Here is a 25,101-nt window from a genome sequence, read left to right on the forward strand (position 1 = left end):
AAGGAATTAGCTCTATGAATACAGTATGGCATATACAAAAAAGGAACCCGAAGGTCCCTACTTATCTATCTAATTGATTTTATTGTATTATGTCTTCTTAAGTAATGGCGCTGATATTTTTGCATCTTTTAATTTGAACCAAAGATAAGTAGCAACAATAGAGAAAAATAAATATGAAACCGAGAAGATAAATGGAGAGGTGATTAGCTCAGACTGCATACCTAAAACAACACCGACAATCGTCACAGCCATTTTAGCAAATAAACCTAATAGAAGAAGTAACAATGCTAATTGTGGGTATCGAGTTGTTCTAAAAGCAAACCAATGGCAGCACCCGACTGCTAACGTAGCAATACTTAGTCCTAAAATAAAAGAATGTAAATGCTCAGCAGACGCAACGCCACCTAATGTAGAGACTAAAAAAATAAATAGTAATTTCATAACATACCTCGAAGAAAAATTGAGAGCATCCGTTCATTTTTGGAATCTTTGTTTTCGTTATATTCTATCGCTTTTTATTTTGAATTCAACTATGTAAAAAAACCAACTTGTAACTATAATGTTACAAACTAAAAGGGCTATTTATAATTTTAGGGAGCAAAGCTTATACAAAGGCAAATGGTCTTATATTTAAAACACAAAATGTAACAAGACAGTTAAAATTGGTGTTTTGTTTTCAATGTAAAAAATTTTGTAAAAGATCATTTCTTTGATATAGGTATAAAAAAAGCACTCAGTATTGAATGCTTAAAGTGAATATGGCTTGTTATTTATATCTATTAAGCCTGTGTACTAGATACGTAATTATCCAATTCTGTAACCTTTACTATCGTGATATATTGTCCATCAAGATAAAAAGCTACACTGTCTTCTATTTTCTCGCCACGTAAAACTTGTTGAGTTCCGTCCAATAAAGAGATATGCATTTCTAAGGTATTTTCATCAAGTTGCTTAACTGAAGTGCTTTTAATATTATTCTTCACTTGAAGAGGGGCGATTGGTGCTTTTGTCATTGATGAATCAATTTTATCATTAACCTTAAATACAGCACTACCAACATCTTTATCTACTAATGCTGGGCTCTTACCTGTAATGATATTTTTACCAGTCCAAAATTCAATGGAATTAAAGATAAATAAGTCAGCTGCTGCGGTAATACCATAAACAGGAGCAAGTAAAATATATAATCCGGCACGGCCATAGCGATTATCTACTGCTTTTAAATTACCAAAAGTAACCAGTTGAGTAACTCCCATCTGACCCATGCAGCCAGTCAATGTAGTGATACCTAACGCAACTGCCACTGCAATTTTGATTTTTTTAACGTTCATAATGTTCTCATTGTTTTGTTTATATTTTAACGCCGCGAATAATATCAACCAATTTTTTTTAAAAATAGACTGTAGATCATGATTTTACAGAAACCTGACAGAAAAACGTCATAATTAGTCATTTTTATGACCATGACAAATATGTAATGTTAGATTGAAAAAATGTGGTGTAATTTTCATACAAGCTATTCCAAAACATATAAAGTGCTGATAAACTCCGCGCAGATTAACGTGACCTCTGTCATGTTTCTTTAAAACAATCAAAAAATACATACATTAAATTGTAATAAACTTTCAACTCACTGAGATTGCGATGAAAAATATCGATAAAGCAATGCGTATCCTGCTTGCAGGCTTTTGTATTAACCTATGTCTAGGAATTCTTTACGCATGGAGCGTATTCAACAAAGCTCTTGTTACTGATATGGGCTGGACGGCGTCACAAGCCTCTCAACCTTATGCAACTGCAACAATCACTTTTTCTATCTGTCTTTTAGTTGCAGGTATCCTTCAAGATCGCATGGGGCCACGTCTAATTCTTATTTTTGGCACGATTTTAGTTGGTCTTGGCATGATCGCATCAAGCTTTGCTGATACTGTATTAATGCTAAACCTAACCTTTGGTGTTATGACAGGTGCTGGTATTGGCTTTGGTTATGCGTGTCTTGCTCCTTCAGCGATGAAGTGGTTCCACCCTTCTAAGAAAGGTATGGTTAACGGCTTAATTGCTGCAGGCTTTGGTCTTGCTGCTATTTACCTAGCGCCTGTTACTTCAGCGCTAATCTCTATGTATGGTATCCAAACAAGCTTTTTAGTACTTGGTGTCGCTATTCTTATCATAGCGGTTCCACTAGCGACTACAATTACTAACCCACCAGAAGGCTACACTCCAGAATTACCAAAAGTAAAAGCAGGTAAAGCGCCTATTTCTACTCGCCAGCCACTTGATCTTAATTGGAAGGCAATGCTTAAAACGCCACAATTCTATTCGTTATGGATTATGTACGCATTTGCTGCTTCTGCAGGTCTTATGATCATTGGTAACATTACAACAATCGCAAGCATGCAGGCTAACTTACCAAATGCAGTTTACCTAGCGTCTATCCTTGCTGTATTCAATTCAGGCGGCCGTGTAGCTGCTGGTATGCTTTCAGACAAAATTGGTGGCGTTAAGACTCTACTGATTGCTTTTGTTTTACAAGCTGCAAACATGGCATTGTTCGGTACATTTGATAACGAAGTTATGCTTATCGTTGGTACAGCTATTGCGGCTGTAGGCTACGGCACGTTACTTGCCGTATTCCCATCATTAACTGCTGAATTTTACGGTCTGAAAAACTACGGTACTAACTATGGTGTTCTTTATACATCATGGGGTATTGGTGGTGCTATCGGTGCAGCTGTTGTTGGTTACTCAATGACACAAGGTGGCGACTATGCTCTTGCATACACTATTTCAGCAGTTATGGTTGGTGTTGCAATTGTACTTGCTCTGATTACTAAGCCTATTTCTGAAGAAAAAGCACAACAACTGGCCCCTGCTAGTGCTTAACTTTTCTTAATGAAATCAAGCCCGCTTGCCATATGGTGAGCGGGCTTTTTTGTGTTTTATACTATTTATTATTACAATAAAGCTATTATTTAATGTTATGGATATGTTTATGCTTTCTAAACGCTCATTACTTATCTTTATTTCCGTTATGTTTTCTGGCTGTGCAACTTATGCTACTTATAACTATGATCAATTATTCGGAAAGCAAAATGTCCAGCAAAGAATTTATGAGTATCGCTCTCCTGAAAGCTTAAATTATTTAACAGATATAAAACCTCTCATTGATCAACGCTGCGTTGTTTGTCATGCATGTTATGATGCGCCTTGCCAATTAAAAATGTCGTCGGCTGAAGGAATAGATCGTGGTGCTCACAAATCTCCTATATATCAAGGGACTAGACTAATTGCAGCTAATCCTACCCGCCTATTTGAAGATGCTCAAACAACTCAAGAGTGGCGTGATGTTAATTTCTCCCCTATTTTAAATGAAAGAGAACAAACAAAGATTGCCAATACTGAAGCGAGTGTAATGGCTCGTATGCTTAACTTAAAACAAGATAATCCACTAGCAAATGAACAACAGCTAAGTGGCTTTGATTTCTCGATAGATCGAGAACAACAATGCCCTACAATTGAAGAGATGTCTGACTATGAATCACAGTACCCAAGCTGGGGGATGCCTTATGGAATGCCTCAGCTAAATCAATCAGAGCATGATTTACTTATTTCTTGGCTTGAGCAAGGTGGTAAAATGAGTGATATCTCCCCACTGTCTCAGTATGAGATAGATCAGATAACTTTATGGGAAGATTTCTTTAATGGGAATTCATTAAAACAACAATTAACTAGTCGGTATCTTTTTGAGCATTTGTTCTTAAATAATATATATTTCTCAACTGACCCAAATACATTACGATTCTTTAAACTCGTTCGTTCTGCGACACCTCCTGGTGATGATATCGAGCTGATCGCAACACGCCGGCCTTATGATGACCCAAAAGTTAAACGCGTATATTATCGCCTAACCCCTGTTCGCAGTACAATTGTAGATAAGACTCATATGCCTTATCTACTTGATCAATCTCGTTTTGAAAAATGGGATAAGTGGTTTGTTAAGGCTGGTTACAACGTCACTAATTTACCTAGCTACTCTACCGATGTTGCAGCTAATCCTTTAACTACTTTTGTGGATTTACCTGTTAATTCACGCTACAACTATTTGTTGGATGAAGCTCAAGATACGATTCAAGGGTTTATTAAAGGCCCCGTTTGCCGTGGTCAGTTAGCCTTAAATGTAATAAATGACCATTTTTGGATATTCTTTGTTGATCCAGATAAAATTGATAATCCTGATGTTGTTAAGTTTTATAGAGAACAAAAAAATAACCTTGCACTTCCTGCTGAGTTAGACAGTACAACGGTACCTATTACTAGTTGGTTACAATACTCTCGAAATCAAGCTAGATACTTAGAAGCAAAAAATATATATTTAAATCAAACATTTAATAATGGACAACACTTAACTTTAGATTTGATTTGGAATGGTAATAACAATAATAATAATGCTGCATTAACTATTTATCGTCATTTTGATAGTGCTTCTGTTATTAAGGGACTTAATGGTCCAATACCAAAAACCGCTTGGGTTATTGATTATGCATTACTTGAACGTATTCATTATCTTCTTGTTGCAGGATTTGATGTTTATGGGAATTTTGGTCATCAACTAATGACGCGTATGTATATGGACTTTCTGCGACTTGAAGGTGAAAGCAATTTTCTAACTTTATTACCAAAACAAGTTCGTCAAACTGAGTTTCAAAGTTGGTACCAAGATCCATCGCCACAATTAAGTGAATTTTTACAAAGAGATATACAACCTTTTGAGCAACCAACCAAAATAAATTATCATTCAAATAATCCAAAAAATGAGCTTTTTACTTTTTTGAAGCAACACATTGGCTCTAATTTAGCAATAAGTTACAATGTAACCAATTCGAAATTAAGTTCACTATCACATAATATATTAGCGGAGATTGACCGTATTCAAGGCTCAGGATTACAGCACCAGCCTCAGATCATGACACTGAAAGTAGTTGCTGACTCTGATAAACGCAGTGAATTTTTCACTATCCTTAATACCAGTGCACATAAGAATATTTCATCGTTATTTAATGAAGAAAGCAATCGGATCCCAAAATCAGACCGTTTGTCTATTCTCTATGGCGTTGTCGGCAGCTACCCTGCTGCTTTTTTGGAGGTTAAGGAATCTGAACTCCACATTTTTGTTAACCAACTAAGTAAAATTAACTCTGAAGATGAATATATACAGTTACTAGATAAATTTGCAGTAAGACGTAGCTCTGATCGATTTTGGGCTTATAGTGATGAGTTATCTCAGTGGTATAAGAGTCATAACCCTATTGAAGCTGGTCTTTTAGATTACAACCCGATTTGAAAATCGTTAATCGCCATTATTGATTAAAGGCAGTATTATTCGCTTATGACTGGCTTTTAAAAAGGATATTTTATTTGTTAAAACAATTATTAGAGCAAACATTGAATGCCTTTGGTGAAGATTATAAGGCCTTTTCTAAACATCATTATCCTACGATTCATAACCGTGGGCTATCTCTTGAACATCTTAGTTCTGCATTTCTTCGACGCCTTTTATCGATAAGTAAAGAGTTTACACAAGATACCACCGCTATACTGTTCTCTAATGATGTTGCACATCAACCAAGTGTCTATTTATTCACGTTTAATAATGAAAAAGTATGGTGTATCTTCCCACCTTTTTTGAATGCAAAAACAGAAGCAAAATCTCAGATATATTTTGGTATTGAAGCACTAATAGCCACTAATCAGGCTAAACCTAATGATCACTTTATAATTTTATGTGATCATTGGTTTGATAGAACAAAAAGCAGTAAAGCTCTTTATTATTGGTGGACAGGTCACCAACCTCTTCTAATAAATGATTATTTAATTCAAGGAATACACCCTTTAAAAACACCAGAACTGTTATCTGATGTATTAAAAGTACAGTATGAGATGGAACCTATTACGTTATCAATCACCCATCCAATTGAATCAAAACAACATCAATCTTTACTTAAATATTTTTTATGCTTTGCATTACTTCAATACAAAGCACAGCCCTCTTTTCCAAGCTAGCCTAATGAGTCATTTCCATCTTTAGCAATATGCTCTAATTTAATGACTCCTTTACACCCTAGATTTTCAATTTGAGTTTTATGTAATTGCGTATTTAAATAAAATCCATATTGATAATGTACTTCTCCATTTTCTGATGCCACTTCTTTACGATAAACAATATCACCTAACATTGCAGGAAAAGAGCGAATTCTTAACTCACAGCTACCTTCTAGTAGTTTTCTTTCGCTAGTAAAACCAAATCCCTTTTTAGAGACATCAACAAGTTTCACACTCACAAAAGGCATGAGTCGATGAGCCCAGAAAACTTTTGCGTTAACCGATTTTTTACATTCAAATCTAGGCCAACGACGTTTCATTAAAAAATCCACATATCACCTTAACGAAGTCTTTATAGTTCTATTCTCAACAAAAAAAGCAGATAATTCAATAAAATTATCTGCTTTTTTATAATGGAATGACAAACGGTAATATGGGTTACCTAAAGTTTACTAAATCAATATACAACTCATATGTAATTAAAATAAAACATTTATACAAATTATTCACATTGTTCTTTTTTTGCATTAGTTTGTGGTAAATACCATTCAGCTAACTTAAATTGCAGATCATTTGCAGCTTCGATTGATGTTTTTTGCTTCATCATTACACTGTATGTTTGATTCCAAACTTCATCTTCTAAATTATGTTTTGGCGAAGATAAATTCTGTGCCGTACTTCGTATTGTAGAGTCACACTCAGTTCGCCATGACATCATAGTCGCTGCAGTTGGATCGCTCACTTCAATAAAATGATTCGAAAGTGAAAAGAAACCTGGTAGTGAGTTAGTTAGTCGCTCTGCAAACTCAGCAGTCGTCATCCAATTAAGCAATGTCATAGCCGCTTCTTTATTTTTCGAGTGAGTATTAACACCTATACCTATATCAGTATGATCACCGATATAACACTCATCCCCTTTACGCGCTACTGGTGGCTTAAATGCCCCTAGTTCGATTTCATTTCTAAAGGTCGGGATCCCCCAAGAACCTGCAGGATAAACTGCTACTTTACCTGATTTAAAGGCATCAATACTGTCACCATAGCTCACACTTTGGTAATCTGGCCCCAAATAATTAACCCATCGGCTTAGTTCTGCAAAAACTGATTGATAAGGTTTATCATTTAACTGTTCTGTTCCTTCAACAATACCAATTCGACCATCTTCTCCTTTCCAATAATTTGGTCCGATATTTTGAAAGCCTAGTGTTGCTGGCACCCACTTATCTTTGACAGACATACTCATCGCTTGATAGCGGCCATCAGATTTAACTTTATCAAGTAATTGGTAAAACTCACGGCGGGTTTCTGGTTCTTTTAAGCCTAGCTCTTTAAATACGCTTTTATTATAAAAAAAACCATGGATAACTGAAGCCATTGGTAAACAATAAGTTTGAGCTCCTGATCGTGTTTGCCATGGTGATTGTGCAAAACTTGGAAAGTTTTCAATGCCATCCATTTCTGTAATTTCATCAAAAACACCAGCTTGGAAAATTTTTAATGAAGAGTCGAATGGGCGACACATTGCCAAATCACCCGCACGTTCTTTATCTTGCAACAATAAATCATATTTAGAGAAATCTAGTTGGCGAAATTCTACTTTAATACCAGGGTTTTTCTTATAAAATGCAGGTAAGATCTTTTCTTGCCAAATGTCACCTTCATTACTCCAAGTATCAATAGTGATAACAGTTGTTGCTTGTGCATTCATCGCCAAAGCCGATAAGCCTAGGGCAAGTAGTATTTTTTTATTCATGCTTATTCCTACACTTTAAACTTGGATATTAATGCTTCTTGATCGCTTGCCATCAAGGTAAGTATTTCACTACTCTCTGAAGACTGTCTAGCTTCTTTCTCTGCATCAAAAGCAACTTCTGATATATTACTTATATTTTCAGCTACGTCTTTACATACCGCTATTTGCTCTTCTGTTGCTGTAGCAATTTGCTGTGACATTCCTTGTACTTGCTGCAATTGTTCATGAATAATATCAAAGGCTTGTTCTGTTTTCTTAGTCTGAATAACACAATCTTGAGTTTGTGCATGACTACTATTCATTACCGACACAGAAGCGCTCACTGATGCTTGAACATTTTCAATCATTTTTCGGATCTCTTCTACTGATTTACCAGAACGGTCAGCTAGCCCGCGAACTTCATCAGCCACCACAGCAAATCCTCGGCCATGCTCTCCTGCTCGTGCGGCTTCAATTGCGGCATTTAAGGCCAATAAGTTAGTTTGTTCTGATATATCACGAATAACATCTAAAATATCACCAATTTCATTACTGTATTTAGCAAGGTTCTCAGTAATTTCTACCGCACCTTCAATATTTTCAGCCAGAGATTGAGTCAAATCAATAGTAGTATTAACTTGAGATCGCCCTTCAGCAGCGGCATCCTCTGCTTTAGTCGAGATATTTAATGCACTATCGCCATTACGAGCTATTTCTTGAGCACTTAATTCCATTTCTGCAATTGACGCCGCCACATTATCAGTACGCATTTTCTGGTCTTCAACACGATTCATTGCGCGAGAACTGATCTCAGATGCTTTATTTGCTTCACTTACCAGTTTGTGTGAGCCTTCATTAATCTGTTTTAATAAACTGGTCATTACATCTGCTAAATGATCTACATAACGGGATACTTCACCAAATTCACAACCTGTATTATGATTTGTACGTAACGTCATATCTCCATTTGTCATTTGATTTAATACATTATTAATCTTTTTCAGAGGTGAATGTATCTGAAGAGAGATCCTTGCCGCAATCACTATCGCAAGCACTAAAGATAATAGAGTGACAACAACACTAACTAATGTCGCCTTCCCTGATGCTTCTTCTGCTTCTTCTACATTTAATTGTGAGATATTTTGAGCATAACGCTTATATTCTTGAATTTTATTTTGACTCTTTACTACCTTTTCATAGGAAAGCTTATCAAGACGAGCGGTCTCTTGTTGAAGATGTTGTTGGCGCTCTAACGCACTCAGTAACCCTTCTTCATGAAGAACCAATTCCGAAATACGATTTAGGTTTTTTATAAAGCGTGACTTTACTTCATCGTCAATATTGATGATAGCTAAACGTTGATTTGCAATTTCAATATCTTTCGTTAATACTTTTCGAATTTCAACCAAGTCGGTTTCTGGAGTTACACGCCTAATATTTTTTAGATCACGCGTGATCCCACTCGTAATCAGCTCTGCTCGATTATATAAAGAGCGCTTAACACTCGCTTTTTGCAATAATAAATTTGCGGCCCACTGGTAGGTATCTTCTAAACGGACAAACTCATAATTCAATTGTGTTATTTTTTCATTTAAAATAACAAGTCGTTTATGATCTGAAATTACTTGATCTGCGATACCAAAAAACTCTTCAGTAGTTTTAAGGACATCATCAATTAACCTTGAAGAATCAGCGGTTGGTGTATATGCATGCTTATCTTGTTTTGCTTTCTCTAAACTTACTTTCTTTTCATCAAAAGCTGCTTTTACTTGTGCTAATTGGCTTGATGACAATGTTGTTCTGTACTCTAACAATCTTAATCTGCTTTCTAAAATACCAGACTGTAATTGTGACGCGGCATTTACCATTTTCGATGAAACATTCGTAATTTCATCTATACTGTGTTTCATATTTTGATTATTAAAATAACCTATACTAGCGATACCTAATAGCATCGCAAACATGACACAAAAGCCTAAAATAGTCCTTTGTACAATTGATAATGTCATGTAATTTACCTCTCTTAATTTGATACATAGTAAGTTACTTGAAATCAACTTGTTAATACAGCGTTAATTGTGGGGTTTTTGCGACATAAATCACACTTTAAGTCTAACCGCACTTCATATTATTAATTTCAAGTTATTCTGAATAACTTGAAATTATGGCAGAGTATTAATAGGTTTGTGCAAGCTCCATAGGATAACCCCTTTGTTCTGCTAGCACCTGAGCGAGACTCTCAATATCTTCTTTTTCTATTAAAGGTAAAAAAGTTATTTCTCGATCCAATTTAAGTACTTTTCTAATTGCTTTTGCACATTCTATTCCTGAAGAAGCCTTTACTATTTCAGCCCTAAAATACCCATCACCAGTATAGACTATATTTGCAGCCCTTAATGTTGCATCATTCCCTGGTATCTGTTGGGCACCATAAAGAGGCTTACCAAAAGGGATGGCTTTATTAAATTGGGGCATAAATTGGCTAAGGTGTTTAATCGCTCGCTCTGTTCGTTCTGTTTGAATTGATGTATCCCACCCTAGAGTTAATTTTCGCTTTAAATTATCAGCTATTTTAGGTTGAGATGACACTTCACAAGATTGAGACAATCCATTTCGAAACAAAGTGATCTCTTCTGTCATTCCATGTAATTGAAAATAACCATTTGGATACGGTGTAAATTGAGCCATTCCTTGAGGTGTTCCCCGTTTTCCATGAAAAATAATTTCAGGCCACTTTCCATAACTATCTTCTTTCCAATGGGCGACATAAGCAGCTTTAAATTCAATTAAACGTTTCACTTTTTTCTGTACTAGATCATCAATAATTCCAGTTTTAAAGCCAGCACTGTTAACAATATAATCAAAGTGACTAGTATATTGCTGTTCTGATTGTATATAAGATAGATCCCAAGACGGTTCAATGTGAGGTTGATTAGCTTTCTTAATGCTGTTCACATGAGCAAGCAGTTTAACTGAAACATTCTCTTGTTGTTCAAGTGTTAATTGAGCTGTTGCTGCCATTCTAAATACACTCAACCCGTATTCTTGAACCAACACAACAGGATACTTCAATTCATCTAAATTAACATGATGAACAAATGGGATCATCCATTCCTCTGCTGTTTGTGGGGTACTTGTTGGTTGATATTGAGCAATACGTTTAAGATCAGCTTTTGTATAATGATGAAAATAGTCGCTTGCTGGTCCAAAAACTTCATTCTTTGGCTCGTTTTTAATCAGCTGGGCATAGGCTTTTTGTAATAGATGCAAACGAGGAAGCAAATCCGTTGGATCGCCGTCATCACTCTTAGGTACAGCAATAATGGTCGGGCGCATATTCATGGTATGAGGGAAAAATCGAACCGTCTCTACTGATTCTCTTAGTAGTGTTAAGCATTGTTCATCTGAGATTTCTCGATAAAGGTTGCCTCCTGCATGCAAATGACAAATTGGAGGGCCATTAACTAAACTGTTTCCTTGTTCAAATAGCTGGATATCAATATCAAACTGCGATAAATACATCGCAATACTTGACCCTGCAATACCACCACCGATAATGGCCACTTTTTTGCGTAACTGCTTTTTATCCATATTATGTTTATCTATCCAAAGCGATTTTTTATTGACTTAGGTATTTTACTTCGCGTCACAAAAAAATAATAGGATATCATAAAAAAAAGCTTGATTAGTTTATATCTCTTTTAATAATCAAGTAGATAAGTATTTATTCAATTAGTTACCCACAGAAATTGTGGATAACTGTGAGTAAATCTATCCCCAGAAGGTTAAATTAAAAATTCTTACTATTACGCCAAGAACCAAAGCACTTACGCCTATGCGGTACCATTTATGTTCTTGAAGCGATAAATCGATCCGTTTAACAAATAAGATGCAGGCACCTCCCCAATCAGAGGTTCTTCGTCCATATTGAGTAATTGTAAGTAATAAACATAAAATCCCAACGCCAATAAATAGATGTTCTATAATAGATACCATTACATTCATGAATGTACTCCTTTACGTCTTAATCACTCTACTATGACTTAAAAGAGATAAATAAGTAAATTAGCCAATAGTCTTAGAGTTATTTTCAATATACATAGGAAAGAAGTTCTTATTCTGACTTGGTTTTTGTTATACTGCTCACAACTTTATTTGATAATGTGAATGTAATGGAACAGCTTGAAGCCAAACTAAAAAAATTAGAAAAAAGAAATTACCGTAGCTACACCTCTATTAAAGGTGAGTACGATTTTACCGACTTCACTTTGTATATTGATAATGTCCAATCAGATCCATACGCTCCGCCTTCTCGCCTACGAGCAAAGCGAGCATGGTCATTAACTCATCTTCAATGGCTACAAGAAACCTCATTAGATTATCAACGTGCTGCAAGAGATTTTCTTGCTCGTCATTTCAGCGAATTACTTGAAAAAGATGCGACGTTATCTATTGCTTTATCTGGGCAAACAGTCTTAGACCATACCTCAGTTGTGTTTGATGATGAAGGCATTGAGCTTCGTTACAATATGAATCTGCCTGCGGACGGTCGCGAGATCTTAGCAAAAAGAGCCATTAATATTTTGACATTCCATATGCCAAAATACATCCGTCGTACTTTATTAGCTCGTGAACTTCCGATTGAAGAGCTGAAAGAACATTGTAAAGTGATTGTCGACCAAGTTGCACTTCGAGGTCAACTTGCTGAGCATAACCTTGTCGCGTTTGTGGCAAATGGTAGTATTTTACCTAGAATTGCAGGTAATAATGATCGTCCGATGAAAGACGCGATTGCTTTTCAAAGCCCTGCTTCTTTAGAGGTTGAGTTATCAGCCCCTAACCGTGGTTTAATTAAAGGTATGGGTATACCTAAAGGGATCACGCTTATTGTAGGTGGTGGTTTTCATGGTAAATCAACCCTACTGAATGCATTAGAACGCTCTATTTACGACCATGTCCCTGGCGATGGCCGCGAATATATTGTTTCAGAAGCTTCTACAACAAAAATTCAAGCTGAAGATGGTCGTTGTGTTCATAATCTAAACCTTTCAAATTACATCAACCATTTACCTATGGGTAAAGATACTACCTGTTTCTCTACTCAAGATGCATCAGGCTCAACATCACAAGCTGCATGGCTTCAAGAATCATTAGAAGCTCAAGCTAAAACGCTATTAATTGACGAAGATACTTCTGCAACTAATTTCATGATCCGTGATGAGCGTATGCAAGCATTAGTGAATAATGGTGCAGAGCCTATTACTCCATTAGTTGATCGTATTGGTCAATTACGTGATGAATTAGATGTATCAACAATTCTTGTTATGGGTGGTTCTGGTGATTACCTTGACGTTGCTGATACTGTTATTCAAATGCACGACTATCAAGCGGTTAATGTCACAGAAAAAGCAAAAGAAGTTGTAGTAAGCCATCCAACAACTCGTGTAAAAGAAGGATCTGAACACTTATTACCAACTCAAACACGTCAATTAAATCGCTCTGTCTCTTCAAGGGATTTTACAAGAAGGGAAGTTCCGTATCCAAGCAAGAAATAAGAATACCTTACGATTTGGTCGTGAATTAGTTGATATTACGGCTGTATCTCAGCTTCAATCTTCTGCACAAGTCCATGCCATTGGTTGGATGTGGTTTCAGCTATCCCAAACTCCAGGCTGGGAATTAAACCCTGTTGAGTTTATAGCCCAACAGCTCCATGATAATTGGTATGATTTAATGCCTAAACACGGCGATCTTGCGAAACCTCGTGTTATTGAAGTTATGGCTACACTTAATAGAATGCGTATCGCTGATTTTAAATAAATCACTGATTATCGAAGCCTCCATAACGGAGGTTTTTTTATGACAAATTCTGTTTTATAGATAAAAAACAGTCAATATGAGGGCATCACTCTATAAAACCCATTCATATACTCCAAATAAAAATGAATAATTACTTTTTTTTAATGAATAGTATTCCACTTTTAAAAAAAACAGTGTACTCTCCTGATAACTGAATGAATACGGAAGTTTAGTGAATAATAATGCTAAGGATTAGCTTTTATTAACTAGTAGTAATTGAGAGATTTATGCAAAGTTCAATTGAAAATACCCCAATGAGTAAGAAGAAAAACCTTCTTATGTTCCTTATCCCGTCATTAATTGGCTTGTTCCTTTTTATGGCTCCAGTAACTTATAATGGTGATATCACCATCCCTGTTGCTGTGTTAGCAAAATCTATCCAGGCTTTATTTGGTGAACACCTAGTCGCAATTGTGACCGGTATCATTATGTTTATGTCTGTTGCAACGATTATTGCGAAAGTAGTAAAACCAACATTTATCACAAATAACAACTTTTTATATGGCTTACTAAGCCCTACTCCACTTTGGTTTGTGGTTCGTTTAATTGGTGGACTTGCTGCTGCTTCTGTATTTTTTCAGGTTGGTCCTGAAGCAGTATGGGAACCTAACACTGGCGGCCTTGTTCTTAATGATTTATTACCTGTACTTTTTTCTGTCTTTATTTTTGCAGGTTTACTATTACCTCTACTTTTAAACTTTGGTTTACTTGAGCTCTTTGGTACGCTACTAAGTAAAGTAATGCGCCCTGTATTCAACCTTCCTGGTCGTTCCGCTATTGACTGTATGGCTTCTTGGTTAGGTGATGGCTCTGTTGGTATTCTTCTAACAAGTAAACAATACGAGAATAAATTCTATACTCAACGTGAAGCCGCTGTTGTTGGTACGACATTCTCGGCTGTATCTATTACATTTAGCTTAGTTGTCATTGCTCAAGTAGAGCTTGAAAGTTACTTTCTTCCATTCTACCTAACAGTATGTTTAGCTGGCTTTGTTGCTGCGGTTATCATCCCTCGCCTTCCACCTCTTAGTTATAAGAAGGACTTATTTATTGATGGTTCTGAACGTGCAGCTGATGCAGAAGCTATCCCAGAAGGTCATTCAACCTTCTCATGGGGTATTGCTCAAGCAATGGAAAAAGCATCTAAAGTAACCTCTATAAAGAGTGTTTTTGGTGAAGGTGTTAAAAATGCTATCGATATGGTGTTTGGTGTACTACCTGTTGTTATGGCTTTAGGTACTATTGCTTTAGTTATTGCTGAATACACATCTGTTTTTTCTGTGTTAGGCCAACCATTTATTCCATTCTTAGAGTTACTTGGTGTTCCTGAAGCTGCTGCTGCATCTAAAACTATCGTTGTAGGTTTTGCTGATATGTTTATTCCTGCAATCCTTGCATCTTCTATTAATAGTGAAATGACTCGTTTTGTTATCGCGGCAATGTCAGTAACCCAACTTATCTATATGTCGGAAGTTGGGGCATTATTACTTGGCAGTAAGATCCCTGTAAACATCTTTGAATTATTCGTTATCTTTATCTTACGTACCATTATTACTTTACCAGTGATTGCAGGTGTCGCTCACCTTATTTTCTAATAAAACAGAATATAAGTATAAAACTAAGGTAACTTCTTATGAGGTTACCTTTTCCGATTTCTAAATTGTTTGTAATGTAAGCATAAAAATGAAATCCTTCAGAGCGTTCCTGGCTTACTCAACTCAATGATACGAAGTAGACACGCATCGATACCTTTGATCTAATGAATATCGCCAAACACACATTTTAATCAATTGGACGGTACGATGCGCGATATTCAGATTCTACACCAAACTATTCAGAACCAATGCCCTACAATTCACAAAAAACGCCTTAATTCTCTAATACTTGCCACAAAAAGTGTGCTTAGGACCCCGATTTAACTCTAACCAAGCTGGGGCGACAGCTCGACACCAATACCACCGTTAAACATGCCATTAAACGCGTAGATAGATATAAAACTCTATCCTTCTCTGTTGGGAAAATAACTCTAACTTCATAAAAATTATTGCTCTTTGCCTTTTCAGAGCTAAGCGAAAAACGATCGGGGCAAGCATTTTTCGCAAAATACGCTAGTGCCCAAAAACGCAACTTTTCTGATATCACCGAACCTCCTAAACTGTAATGGTCAACAAAAACCGGACACTAGATCTCGTGTTTCTTTCTCATATTGGAGCTGTGACAGATACCCATTAGCTGTATGTGGACGCAATCCATTGTAATAGGCCAAGTAATCTAAAATACTTAGCTTAGCTTCTTTTTTAGTTTTAAATGTTTCATAATTCAATTGTTCGTGCTTGAGACTGCGAAAGAAACGCTCTGTAGGAGCGTTATCCCAACATTCACCTTTTCCACTCATGCTGATATTCATTTTCATATCGTTCATTAAAGAACGATACTCATAGCTTGTATATTGACTTCCTCTATCTGAATGATGCAATAAACCAGCGGGTGGCTTTCTTTGCCAAAAAGCCATTTGAAGGGCTGAGTTACAAAGAGATGTTTTCATGTGGTCTGCAATCGACCAACCAACAATTCGTCGTGAATATAAGTCCATAACAACAGCAAGATAAATAAAGCCCTGATGTGTATGGATATAGGTAATATCTGTTGTCCAACAAGTATTTACCTTATTAACTAAGAACTTACGATCTAACCTGTTTGGTTCAATCCTATTATTATGAGTGCTATCAGTAGTTACTTTAAATTTCTTAGGATACCTCGGCACAAGCCCTAATCTGCGCATCGTCATTCTTGCTTTGTAACGTCCAATAATGATCCCTTTTTTAGCTAATTCAGAAACCATTCGACGACTACCCAATGTCATTTTATGCTCTTTAAAGGTTTCTTTTACAGCCACGTCAAACTGAAACCTATTGATATCAATGACGTTTTTTGGTTTCTTTTGCCATGTATAAAAAGAACTCGTACCGACATTCATGACAGCGCAAAGTATTGTTATTGGCCAGTCTTCTTTATGCTGTTGAATAAATTGATATCTTATCCGTTTTCTTTCGCAAAGAAGACTGCGGCCTTTTTTAGGATATCGCGCTCCATCAATAAGCGTTGATTCTCTTTTCTTAAGCGCTCTAATTCACTACGTTCTGAAAGGTTTAATGTAACTGATTTAGCTTCTTTTGAATCACCTATTGGTGATTCTTGCCTAACCCAAGTAGTGATAGCGCTTAATGATATACCTAAGCTGTCAGCTGCCTTCTGTCTTGAATAGCCTTGCTCTGTAACTAATTTAACTGCATCTTGTTTATACTCAAGAGTAAACGTTCTACGTGTATTTTTCTTATCCATATTCACCTCTAGTGACATAATAACTAAAACTTATAGAGGTGTCCGGAACTATTAGACCACTACAGTTTTTCCTCATCCCATTCATCTTGATGCATTTCACGTTGGATTTTATCGTCCCAACCAAACACAGCCTTAATTGGCTCAAATTCAGCCGCCTTTTTAAGTTCAAATAAGAACTCAAAATCACTATCTTTCGCTGAACGCGTAGAAAATTTCAAACCTTTACCTCTGGCTCAAATAACCTTAATAAATCGGTGCTTATAACGCCGCAATAACACGTTTACTACGACACAGACTTAACTGAATTTTACCGCCTTAATCACTGAAATTAAAGGCAAACCCACAACGCCGAATGTAGTAAATCGTGTTGATTGCTTTGTTAAACGCAGCCAAAAAACAATGCAGGGCTGATATTATATTTAGATGAAATGGCTTGAATATGCTCTTTTGTTAGTTTGCGAGAACCGTTAAGGATCATTGAAACCAAGCTTTTACCACCAATTACATCTTTTAGGTCATCAGCTTTAAGTTGATATTGATCCATTAATACACGCAGTGTTGCTACTCCATCATCTAAATTCTCAATACGAGCATTAAACTCTGCAAATTCATCTGCACGCTCTTCCCAGCGCTCAATAGATACTTCCAAAACCTCAATTAATGGTTTGTAAATATCGTATTCTTCAATAAGATCTTCCATTAACTCCAAGGCTTCAGCATATTCTTCCTCTGTTGAAATATGACCAACAAAACTAGCCATTGAAAATAATTGTAATGCTGTTGATTTAACTTGATTAAAATTTTTCATTTCGACTCCTTTGCGTATTTGGCGCATAACTTGTCATATTCAGCGTGAGGAACAATATGCTTAACAAACATTCTATTATCTCGAAATTCGATAAAGGTCATTAATCGTAAATTATTCCCACCGATATCAAGAACATACCATTTATCTTTATACTTAAAGTTATCTAAGCTTGGGTAAACATTTTTCATATCCAGTGGATTTGAAAAGTTATTATTTTTTAATGATTTATATAGCGCATCAATTGCCGCAGCATCATTCGGATATTTTTTCGCTGCATCACTAAATGGTTTTCTTGATATTACGTGCATAAACACCTCTAAGTTCACTATATGTGAATATAGCACCTACAAACCAAGTTCACAAGCTGTGAATTTACAAAGAAGCGTTTAACGCCGCAATAACACGTGCGAAAGACCGACTTACCAAACCAATTATACTCTAAACCGCGAATGCCGAGTGTAATAGCATCGTGTTGATTGCTTTGTTGAACGAAGCCGCTTCGCGGCAGAGTGAAGCCTGCATCGTCCATACTTTCTGTACCTCCATCATTTTGATGGCGGATAACAGGAGTGAACACCATGAGCCCAACTGAACTAGAGCGATATCATCACTTTTATGAATTACACCTTACCAACTTAACTCTTCAAGGTAAACGACCTGCTACCATCGATGCCTATTCTCGTGCTGTACGTCGGATTACCGAGTTCTTTGACCGTTGTCCCGATACATTAAGTACGGCTGATTTAAAAAGCTTCTTCGCCAATTTGATTAGCACTCACTCGTGGAGCACCGTTAAACTCGACCGCAATGGCTTACAGTTTTTCTATCGCTACACTTTAAATAAACAGTGGGTATGGCTTGATATCGTTAAGCCCCCTCAATCCCAAAAACTGCCCGATATCATGACGCCACAACAAGTGGCTCTACTCATTAGCAGGACTCGACAACGCCGCTATCAAACCTTCTTTCTGACCTTATATACGATGGGACTTCGCTTGAGCGAAGGGCTTAACTTAACTATCCACGATATTGACGCCCACACCTGCAAGTACACGTTCGAGATGGTAAGGGGGGTAAAGACCCAGGGCAAGAGCGTGAGTGTCTAATTTTCAACCATTCCGGTCTGGGTGCCTAAAATTTCATCAAGATATGCTGTATCAGCATATGCTCTACGTTGTTTACGTCTAATGCTCTTATTTTCTCTTTTCTCATTTCTTAACATATTTAATGCTGCATGCCTCAGTACGCCTAGGTTTTCTGCGCTATTATCTTTATAAATCTGATACTTATCCTCATTCATTGTAACGTCTAAAACCCAATGGAGTTGATTTTCTATCATCCAATGATTACGAACTGCTTGTGCAAATTTTTCACTCGTTAGGTTTGCTGAACTAATATAATATCTAAACTCGAGTGAGGTCGTCTCTATTCCTCGAGATTGAAATCCAATGGCAACTCCGACGGTTTTTAAACCAGTCCATTCTGGAAACTGTTTTGATAGCTTTTCAGCGTCTAATACATAATATTCCCTAACGTCTAAGCGGCCATGCTGCTCTTCTATAGTCATTGGCGAGCTTGTATTTAATACCACGTCACTAAGCTGCTCTTTGACCGCATCATGAAGTTTTCGTTGGTTTCTTTTGAGTGCAAGAAGGTAATCACCTCCATTATCAACAATGTTATTTGCAATTTCTTTTTGACAACCCATCGCATCGATTGTAATTAAACATCCTTTAATATCAAGTTGTTGGAGTAACTTCGGGATTGCAGTAATCTCATTTGATTTCTCATTAGTTTTAATTTTTCCTAAAACTAATGAGTTTTTTGTAGCAAAAGCGGTAACCATATGAACACAGGACTTTCTGTCATTACGGTTATATGAGCTACGTAATGTTTTCCCATCAATAGCTATTATTTCTGAATTAAAGGCATGTGATATATCAAGCATCCAATTAATGAAACACTGATTAAATTCTTCTGGTTCAAGCCTTGCGATTATACGAGCAATAGTATCGTGAGCAGGTACACCATCTGGCAGTAATTTTTTTGATTGAAGCCAGTTTAAATGTAGATTTCCAAAGTCTTCAATATCTTCCCAGCCTTCAGCACCGGTGATAACGGAGCATAGAGTAAGAAATATGACATCAAAAAGGGAATAAGTAACTTTAGCTTGTTGTCGAGGGTCATTGATAGAGGAAAAACGCTTAGAAAATGCTGATATCACAGGGAGTAACTCCTTAAAAGGAGTATAAGATCATAGTCAGGTTAACTCGTCAATAAAAATTAATTGCTTAAAAAACGTTCGCGATCTCGCCCTGATTATAACGGTCTTATAAATCAAGAATCGAAGCATAAGTACTTATCTGAGCAGGCACGTAATTTTTTGAGACTATTTATTAAGCAATATGTCCAAGTAACTGAGCAGTTTTGGGTACGTCCTGTTACTGAAACTGAATTATTAAGCTACGACATTGAAGCCATTTTAACAAATATGCAGAAATCGGTTCTCAAAGTACCTATTGCTGAAATGATAGATACAAGACCCGAAAGCCACTACATTTCTGAGGATAAAAATAACGAGCTAAAAGTTGCTTTAAAAAAACCTAAGAACGATAAAGTAAAACAGTTAATACTGTCTGCAGAAAACTTCAAATTATATGAAGAAAATGAACTAGCAATAGTTCAATGTGCTTTAGCGTTCGAAATGTATATTTATAATCAATTAGAAATTGCTATTGATAAAAGTATCACGACAAAGTCCCAAGTAAACAAACACAGGAAAAAAGACAAGAAGGCCGACGGCTGTTCATGCCATGTTGGAATACAAAAGATTTGCGAAGTCGGATTAAAAAAAATGCTAGATATAGACTTTGGTTCGACTACTGAATTTAGCGCAATGAAAGACAACGTAATTAGACTTCGAAATGACATTGTTCATGGCAACGATATTTCTGTAGATTCAGTCACTGCAGAGTTAGCTATATCAGCGACCAAAAGTGCTCTAGAATATTTGAATAAGGAATTCATACGTATTGGTTTTTAAAGCATATAACGCCTGCATAACACGTTTACTACCATACAGACCTAGCTGAATTTTAACGCCTTAATCACTGAAACTAAAGGCAAACTGACAACGCCGAGTGTAGCAAATCGTGTTGATGCATTTGTTACACGATCTTTGTCAACGCTTCGTTTTAATTGGTAAAGAATTGATTTACCGATATTTACTGTAAATTGAGTTTAATTAGACTGGCTCAATTAAGCGAGTAAAATATCATTTCAGCGACAATAACTGTGAAACGAAACAATCCCTTTTTCTTACACCATTTGTACGATTTGATTTCAGCAAGTTTTGAGCTGATAAACTAAATATCCTAACCACAATTGGGATTGAAAATGTGGCGAGTAAAACACTGACACAGGATAAAATGAGGCAAAACCATGAACAATTGAAGCGTGAATTAGCCGCTGAAATCCATGAACTTTTGGCAATAATGTTCAATTGCCGAACCTGATGAAATGAAAACTCAAAGACAACAAAGAAACAGGAAATTCACCCTACTTTCACGCCTAAAAAACTAACGGTTCAATCGTTGAACTGAGCCAAAAAACTGCGATCTTAGAGTTCGTGTAACGCCGCAATAACACGTGCGAAAGACCGACTTACAAAACCAATTACACTTCAAACCGCGAATGCCGAATGTAAATAGCATCGTGTTGATTGCTTTGTTATACGAGCCTTGCTTTCGCTCCGATAAACTTGGTAAAGAACTGATTTACCAAGATTTGCTGTAAAACGATTTTAATTAGACTGGCTCAATTAAGCGAGCAAAATATCCAATCAACGGCAATAACTGTGAAACGAAACAATCCCTTTTTCTTACACCATTTGTACGACTTGGTTTCATCCCGTTTGGAACTGATAAACCAAATATCATTGCCACAATTGGGATTGAAAATGCTGAGAGGAAAATACTGATGCAGGCTAAAATGAGGCATAACCAAAGAACAATTGAAGCGTAAATTAGTTACTGAAACGCCTGAATTTGGGGCAATAATAGTTCAATGCCGAACCTGATGAAACGAATACCAAAAGGCAACAAAGAAAAAGGAAAACCACCCTACTTTCACGCCTAAAAAACTAATGGTTCAATCGCTAAACTGAACCAAAAAACTGCATTCTCAGAGTTCGTATAACGCCTGCATAACACGTTTGCTACGATACAGACCTAGCTGAATTTTAACGCCTTAATCACTGAAACTAAAGGCAAACTGACAACGGCGAGTGTAGCAAATCGTGTTGATGCATTTGTATGGATAATAAACACTCAATTAGGGTAAAGTGAGACCCAGACTTTAGCTGCAACTAAAGTTGATTTATACAGTAGTTCGGTTGATGCATGGATCCTCTATCGAGAGACCGATAACAAACGCGAACGCTGTATAAACTCCAAGCCTACACTCGAATAGTCGACTGGGTCTCGAACCCGTATTATAGCAAACAAGAGTAAGCTTATTATGAATAATCCTACATTTCAAAGCATCAATGTCGGTGTTGATACCGGTAAAACTCAACTAGACATTTTCATCAGACCTATAGGTCTATTCTTTTCTGTTTCTAATGACGCTAAAGGCATCAAAGAAGCCATAGTAACCATTAAAAAGCATCAGCCAGAACGTATCGTTATTGAGGCAACAGGCAGACTTGAAGTTCCCTTCGTTCTTGCTTGCTCAAAAGCTAAGCTTCCATACGTTGTTGCTAATCCTATTCATGTAAGACGATTTGCTGGCGCTATTGGACAAATAGCCAAAACAGATAAATTAGACGCCCAATTAATTGCCTTGTACTCGGAAAGAATTGCCCCCCCACTGTCAACTCTAAAGCCTGAAAACATAAGGCTAATGAGCGACTTAGTCATTCGTAGAAATCAATTATTATCCATGCAAACTATGGAAAAGAATCGCCTTCAAATACTCCCTAAAGAACTAGCGATGACCATTAAACCAATCCTTACGGCCTTTAAGAATCAAATCCAAAAAATAGAAGAAAAAATCATTAAACTTATTGAGTCTTGCGATGAATATAAGCATAAAAATGACATCCTTCAGAGCGTTCCTGGCATAGGCAAAGTTGCCGCTGCATCGCTAATAAGTAATCTCCCAGAGCTTGGAAGTATTAGTAATAAAAAAGCGTCTGCTTTGGTTGGAGTAGCTCCTATGAATAGGGACAGTGGCCGCTACAAAGGTCACCGAAAAATCAAAGGAGGCCGGAAGCAAGTGCGGACGGTTCTCTATATGGCCATGATGTCAGCAATGCAATGTAACCCCGTTTTTAAGTCGACTTACAATCGCCTCGTCGCTGAAGGAAAACCCAAAAAACTCGCTATTATTGCCTGTGTTAGAAAGATGGTTGTCATACTCAATTCAATGATACGAGATGGTGTCATGTGGGATAAAAACCACGCTAACATTTAGTTATTGACACCATAGTCGTTTGTTATGTTCTAAATTCAAGCACCTACTGTGTCAACTATACCCCTACACACAAGAGTTCAGATTAGTGATATGATCATCCTATCAATAATAAAAGGCGTTTTAATAATGATTAATACTGATGAACTATTTAACCAAATGAACCATGAATTTGATATTGACCACTTAGCTAAGCTAGCAAAGAAATTAGGCGTAGCTCTTAATGAACGACAATTAAAACAAGAAGCCAACGCTCGATTTGGTCAGTGTGCATTCAACGCTTGGAGCAAATCTAAATTCCCAAATAGAAAGTCAAACCAACGAATCAAAACTCGATAACAATCAATTTAAGCTATAAGTGAGAGGTGTATCTTGACCTTAAGTAATATTGTTCATTTTTCTTCAATTGTTTGCGTAGGTATTGCGTGCACAAGATTACTTTGGCTTAAAGATTTCTCTCTCAAAGCTGTCCCTCTTGATTTATTGATTATCCACGCTCAATCTGCAGCGATATTACCAATGATATTTATTTTAGCCGTGGCCAGTATAAAGCCAGATATTACCTCTAAAATTAATGGCTTAAATGCTCATTATTTAATTGCAGCAATATCTTTAGCATATGTATCTATCAAATCACTTACCCTTTGAGAAGCACTAGAACATAACGCCGCAATAACACGTGCGAACGCCTTACTTTCCAAACCAATTATACTTCAAGCCACAAACGCCGAGTGTAATTAGCATCGTGTTGATTGCTTTGTTAGCTTTCTGAACTCAAGTTCGAACCTTTCACTACTTGGCATTGCTTCGTACAGTTCAACATGTGACAAATTACTTATTGACTGAAGCTTCTCAGCAACCATTACTTTATCTGCCTCGCTAACTCTACAACCAAGGTAAATAGCCTTTATTGCTTTTGCTGGAACTTTATACAGAAAAACTGTCGATGGGTCTTCTGATATTTCCTTTAGATATTCAAGATATGTCGATTCAATAAAACTATATTTCAGATATTCATCTGGTAATGACATTTCATAGCCACTCCTCAAAAACCTATTTCCATCCCGTTCAGTTACTTCTTTCAAGTTTATTAAGTACATACTGTTTCCAATATTGGTTTTCTCTAATTCATCACTGTCATAAAGTGTAAACTCAATTTTTTCCAAATATTTTTCATGAACAATTAGCTTTTCAGCAGCAACTAGTGGAAGAATAACACGATGCTCTTTTTCATAGATCCACTCTTCACTTTTGACCAGAAAATGCTCCAATATATTCTCATAATTTTTAAAACTCGGTCTTCTAGAGTTATACCTGACCCTTTGAATTTGACCTGTATTTATAGATTCTCTTCGCTTACTTTCATCTTCATCGAGTACTTCAATATACTCACCGTCTTCTTCGTCCAAAACCGATTTAGTTGCTTTATAAGATTGATATCCATCAAATATTGGCTGTGTCAAATCAAACTCTATTATCATGCCTTTATGCTGTTCTGCATAATGTGACCACATTAATAAATTGTTATTAGTTTCAGACAATGAGACAACTGAATAATCAAAATATGATGCCTCTGATACTTTCTTACCACGAATCCCACCATAACCTGGTCGTAATTCAAATGGATCATTTAAGGCATATTTTTGACTAGCTCTAATTAATAAATTATCAAAGAATTCAACTCGAAGCCCGGTATACTTAAAAATTTTATTTAACATATCTAATCTCAAAATTTTGGGGGAAGCTAACGCCTGCATAACACGTTTGCTACGATACAGACCTAGCTGAA

The 25,101-nt window shown here is 36.5% G+C and carries 20 protein-coding genes and 4 pseudogenes; 10 read left to right on the forward strand and 14 right to left on the reverse strand.

Annotated elements, in window-relative coordinates; all coding sequences use genetic code 11:
• Positions 1–87: 87 nt before the first annotated feature.
• On the reverse strand, positions 88–441 hold the full coding sequence (locus ACU5DF_RS01915; protein WP_045103924.1) for a hypothetical protein: 354 nt from the start codon (positions 439–441) through the stop codon (positions 88–90).
• A gap of 338 nt (positions 442–779) precedes the next feature.
• On the reverse strand, positions 780–1,331 hold the full coding sequence (locus tag ACU5DF_RS01920) for a DUF3332 domain-containing protein (RefSeq protein ID WP_446711584.1): 552 nt from the start codon (positions 1,329–1,331) through the stop codon (positions 780–782).
• 313 nt (positions 1,332–1,644) lie between these two features.
• Here ACU5DF_RS01920 and ACU5DF_RS01925 point away from each other — a divergent pair, with 313 nt between their 5' ends.
• The 3 genes and pseudogenes from ACU5DF_RS01925 (at position 1,645) to ACU5DF_RS01935 (ending at position 6,060) form a co-directional block, all read left to right on the forward strand.
• Positions 1,645–2,883, forward strand: coding sequence for an L-lactate MFS transporter (locus ACU5DF_RS01925; RefSeq protein ID WP_446711585.1), 1,239 nt, complete (start codon positions 1,645–1,647; stop codon positions 2,881–2,883).
• 109 nt (positions 2,884–2,992) lie between these two features.
• Positions 2,993–5,351, forward strand: a pseudogene (locus tag ACU5DF_RS01930) (fatty acid cis/trans isomerase).
• Positions 5,352–5,415: 64 nt separating this feature from the next.
• Positions 5,416–6,060, forward strand: a complete 645-nt coding sequence (locus ACU5DF_RS01935; protein WP_446711586.1) for a hypothetical protein — start codon at positions 5,416–5,418, stop codon at positions 6,058–6,060.
• Here the strand turns inward: ACU5DF_RS01935 and ACU5DF_RS01940 are convergent.
• The 5 genes from ACU5DF_RS01940 to ACU5DF_RS01960 all read right to left on the reverse strand — a co-directional run bounded on the left by ACU5DF_RS01940 (position 6,057) and on the right by ACU5DF_RS01960 (position 11,836).
• On the reverse strand, positions 6,057–6,419 hold the full coding sequence (locus tag ACU5DF_RS01940; protein WP_446711587.1) for a hypothetical protein: 363 nt from the start codon (positions 6,417–6,419) through the stop codon (positions 6,057–6,059). The genes ACU5DF_RS01935 and ACU5DF_RS01940 overlap by 4 nt on opposite strands.
• Before the next feature lie 182 nt (positions 6,420–6,601).
• Positions 6,602–7,852, reverse strand: a complete 1,251-nt coding sequence (locus ACU5DF_RS01945; protein ID WP_446711588.1) for an ABC transporter substrate-binding protein — start codon at positions 7,850–7,852, stop codon at positions 6,602–6,604.
• 8 nt (positions 7,853–7,860) lie between these two features.
• Positions 7,861–9,840, reverse strand: a complete 1,980-nt coding sequence (locus ACU5DF_RS01950; RefSeq protein ID WP_446711589.1) for a HAMP domain-containing methyl-accepting chemotaxis protein — start codon at positions 9,838–9,840, stop codon at positions 7,861–7,863.
• Positions 9,841–10,006: 166 nt separating this feature from the next.
• Positions 10,007–11,422: an FAD-dependent oxidoreductase gene (locus ACU5DF_RS01955; protein WP_446711590.1), complete on the reverse strand. Its 1,416-nt coding sequence runs from the start codon at positions 11,420–11,422 to the stop codon at positions 10,007–10,009.
• 180 nt (positions 11,423–11,602) lie between these two features.
• Positions 11,603–11,836, reverse strand: coding sequence for a hypothetical protein (locus ACU5DF_RS01960; protein WP_045103933.1), 234 nt, complete (start codon positions 11,834–11,836; stop codon positions 11,603–11,605).
• A gap of 167 nt (positions 11,837–12,003) precedes the next feature.
• On the opposite strand from ACU5DF_RS01960, the pseudogene ACU5DF_RS01965 reads away from it, so the two are divergent.
• Together ACU5DF_RS01965 and ACU5DF_RS01970 are read left to right on the forward strand one after the other, a co-directional pair.
• Positions 12,004–13,651, forward strand: a pseudogene (locus ACU5DF_RS01965) (P-loop domain-containing protein).
• A 266-nt stretch (positions 13,652–13,917) separates the two neighbouring features.
• On the forward strand, positions 13,918–15,285 hold the full coding sequence (locus ACU5DF_RS01970; protein ID WP_045103935.1) for a YjiH family protein: 1,368 nt from the start codon (positions 13,918–13,920) through the stop codon (positions 15,283–15,285).
• 569 nt (positions 15,286–15,854) lie between these two features.
• Here ACU5DF_RS01970 and ACU5DF_RS01975 read toward each other — a convergent pair.
• From ACU5DF_RS01975 to ACU5DF_RS01995, 5 genes and pseudogenes are all read right to left on the reverse strand, one after another.
• Entirely contained in the window at positions 15,855–16,820 is a 966-nt protein-coding gene (locus ACU5DF_RS01975; RefSeq protein ID WP_446712463.1) for an IS3 family transposase, read from the reverse strand.
• Positions 16,727–17,032, reverse strand: a complete 306-nt coding sequence (locus tag ACU5DF_RS01980) for a transposase (protein ID WP_446711591.1) — start codon at positions 17,030–17,032, stop codon at positions 16,727–16,729. The genes ACU5DF_RS01975 and ACU5DF_RS01980 overlap by 94 nt, the downstream gene beginning before the upstream one ends.
• 65 nt (positions 17,033–17,097) lie before the next feature.
• Positions 17,098–17,250, reverse strand: a pseudogene (locus tag ACU5DF_RS01985) (GNAT family N-acetyltransferase); the annotation flags it as partial.
• 161 nt (positions 17,251–17,411) lie between these two features.
• Positions 17,412–17,840 (reverse strand): helix-turn-helix domain-containing protein, encoded by a 429-nt coding sequence (locus ACU5DF_RS01990; RefSeq protein WP_446711592.1) that lies wholly within the window; start codon positions 17,838–17,840, stop codon positions 17,412–17,414.
• On the reverse strand, positions 17,837–18,148 hold the full coding sequence (locus tag ACU5DF_RS01995) for a type II toxin-antitoxin system HigB family toxin (protein WP_045103960.1): 312 nt from the start codon (positions 18,146–18,148) through the stop codon (positions 17,837–17,839). Before ACU5DF_RS01995 ends, ACU5DF_RS01990 begins: the two co-directional genes overlap by 4 nt.
• Before the next feature lie 270 nt (positions 18,149–18,418).
• Between ACU5DF_RS01995 and ACU5DF_RS02000 the strand changes: the two are divergent.
• A pseudogene (locus tag ACU5DF_RS02000) lies at positions 18,419–18,921 on the forward strand (tyrosine-type recombinase/integrase); the annotation flags it as partial.
• 21 nt (positions 18,922–18,942) lie between these two features.
• On the opposite strand, the gene ACU5DF_RS02005 reads toward ACU5DF_RS02000, so the two are convergent.
• A complete protein-coding gene (locus ACU5DF_RS02005) occupies positions 18,943–20,064 on the reverse strand; it encodes an ISAs1 family transposase (RefSeq protein WP_446711593.1) in 1,122 nt (373 codons plus the stop codon).
• A 63-nt stretch (positions 20,065–20,127) separates the two neighbouring features.
• Here ACU5DF_RS02005 and ACU5DF_RS02010 point away from each other — a divergent pair, with 63 nt between their 5' ends.
• The 4 genes from ACU5DF_RS02010 (at position 20,128) to ACU5DF_RS02025 (ending at position 23,960) form a co-directional block, all read left to right on the forward strand.
• Entirely contained in the window at positions 20,128–20,883 is a 756-nt protein-coding gene (locus tag ACU5DF_RS02010; protein WP_446711594.1) for a hypothetical protein, read from the forward strand.
• A 1,475-nt stretch (positions 20,884–22,358) separates the two neighbouring features.
• On the forward strand, positions 22,359–23,315 hold the full coding sequence (locus ACU5DF_RS02015; protein ID WP_446711595.1) for an IS110 family RNA-guided transposase: 957 nt from the start codon (positions 22,359–22,361) through the stop codon (positions 23,313–23,315).
• A gap of 126 nt (positions 23,316–23,441) precedes the next feature.
• Positions 23,442–23,651: a hypothetical protein gene (locus tag ACU5DF_RS02020; RefSeq protein ID WP_446711596.1), complete on the forward strand. Its 210-nt coding sequence runs from the start codon at positions 23,442–23,444 to the stop codon at positions 23,649–23,651.
• 33 nt (positions 23,652–23,684) lie between these two features.
• Positions 23,685–23,960, forward strand: a complete 276-nt coding sequence (locus ACU5DF_RS02025) for a hypothetical protein (protein ID WP_428194267.1) — start codon at positions 23,685–23,687, stop codon at positions 23,958–23,960.
• Positions 23,961–24,049: 89 nt separating this feature from the next.
• Here the strand turns inward: ACU5DF_RS02025 and ACU5DF_RS02030 are convergent, their stop codons facing one another.
• Positions 24,050–25,030 (reverse strand): DUF2971 domain-containing protein, encoded by a 981-nt coding sequence (locus tag ACU5DF_RS02030; RefSeq protein WP_446711597.1) that lies wholly within the window; start codon positions 25,028–25,030, stop codon positions 24,050–24,052.
• Positions 25,031–25,101 lie beyond the last annotated feature (71 nt).

Source organism: Aliivibrio wodanis (genome assembly GCF_052920805.1).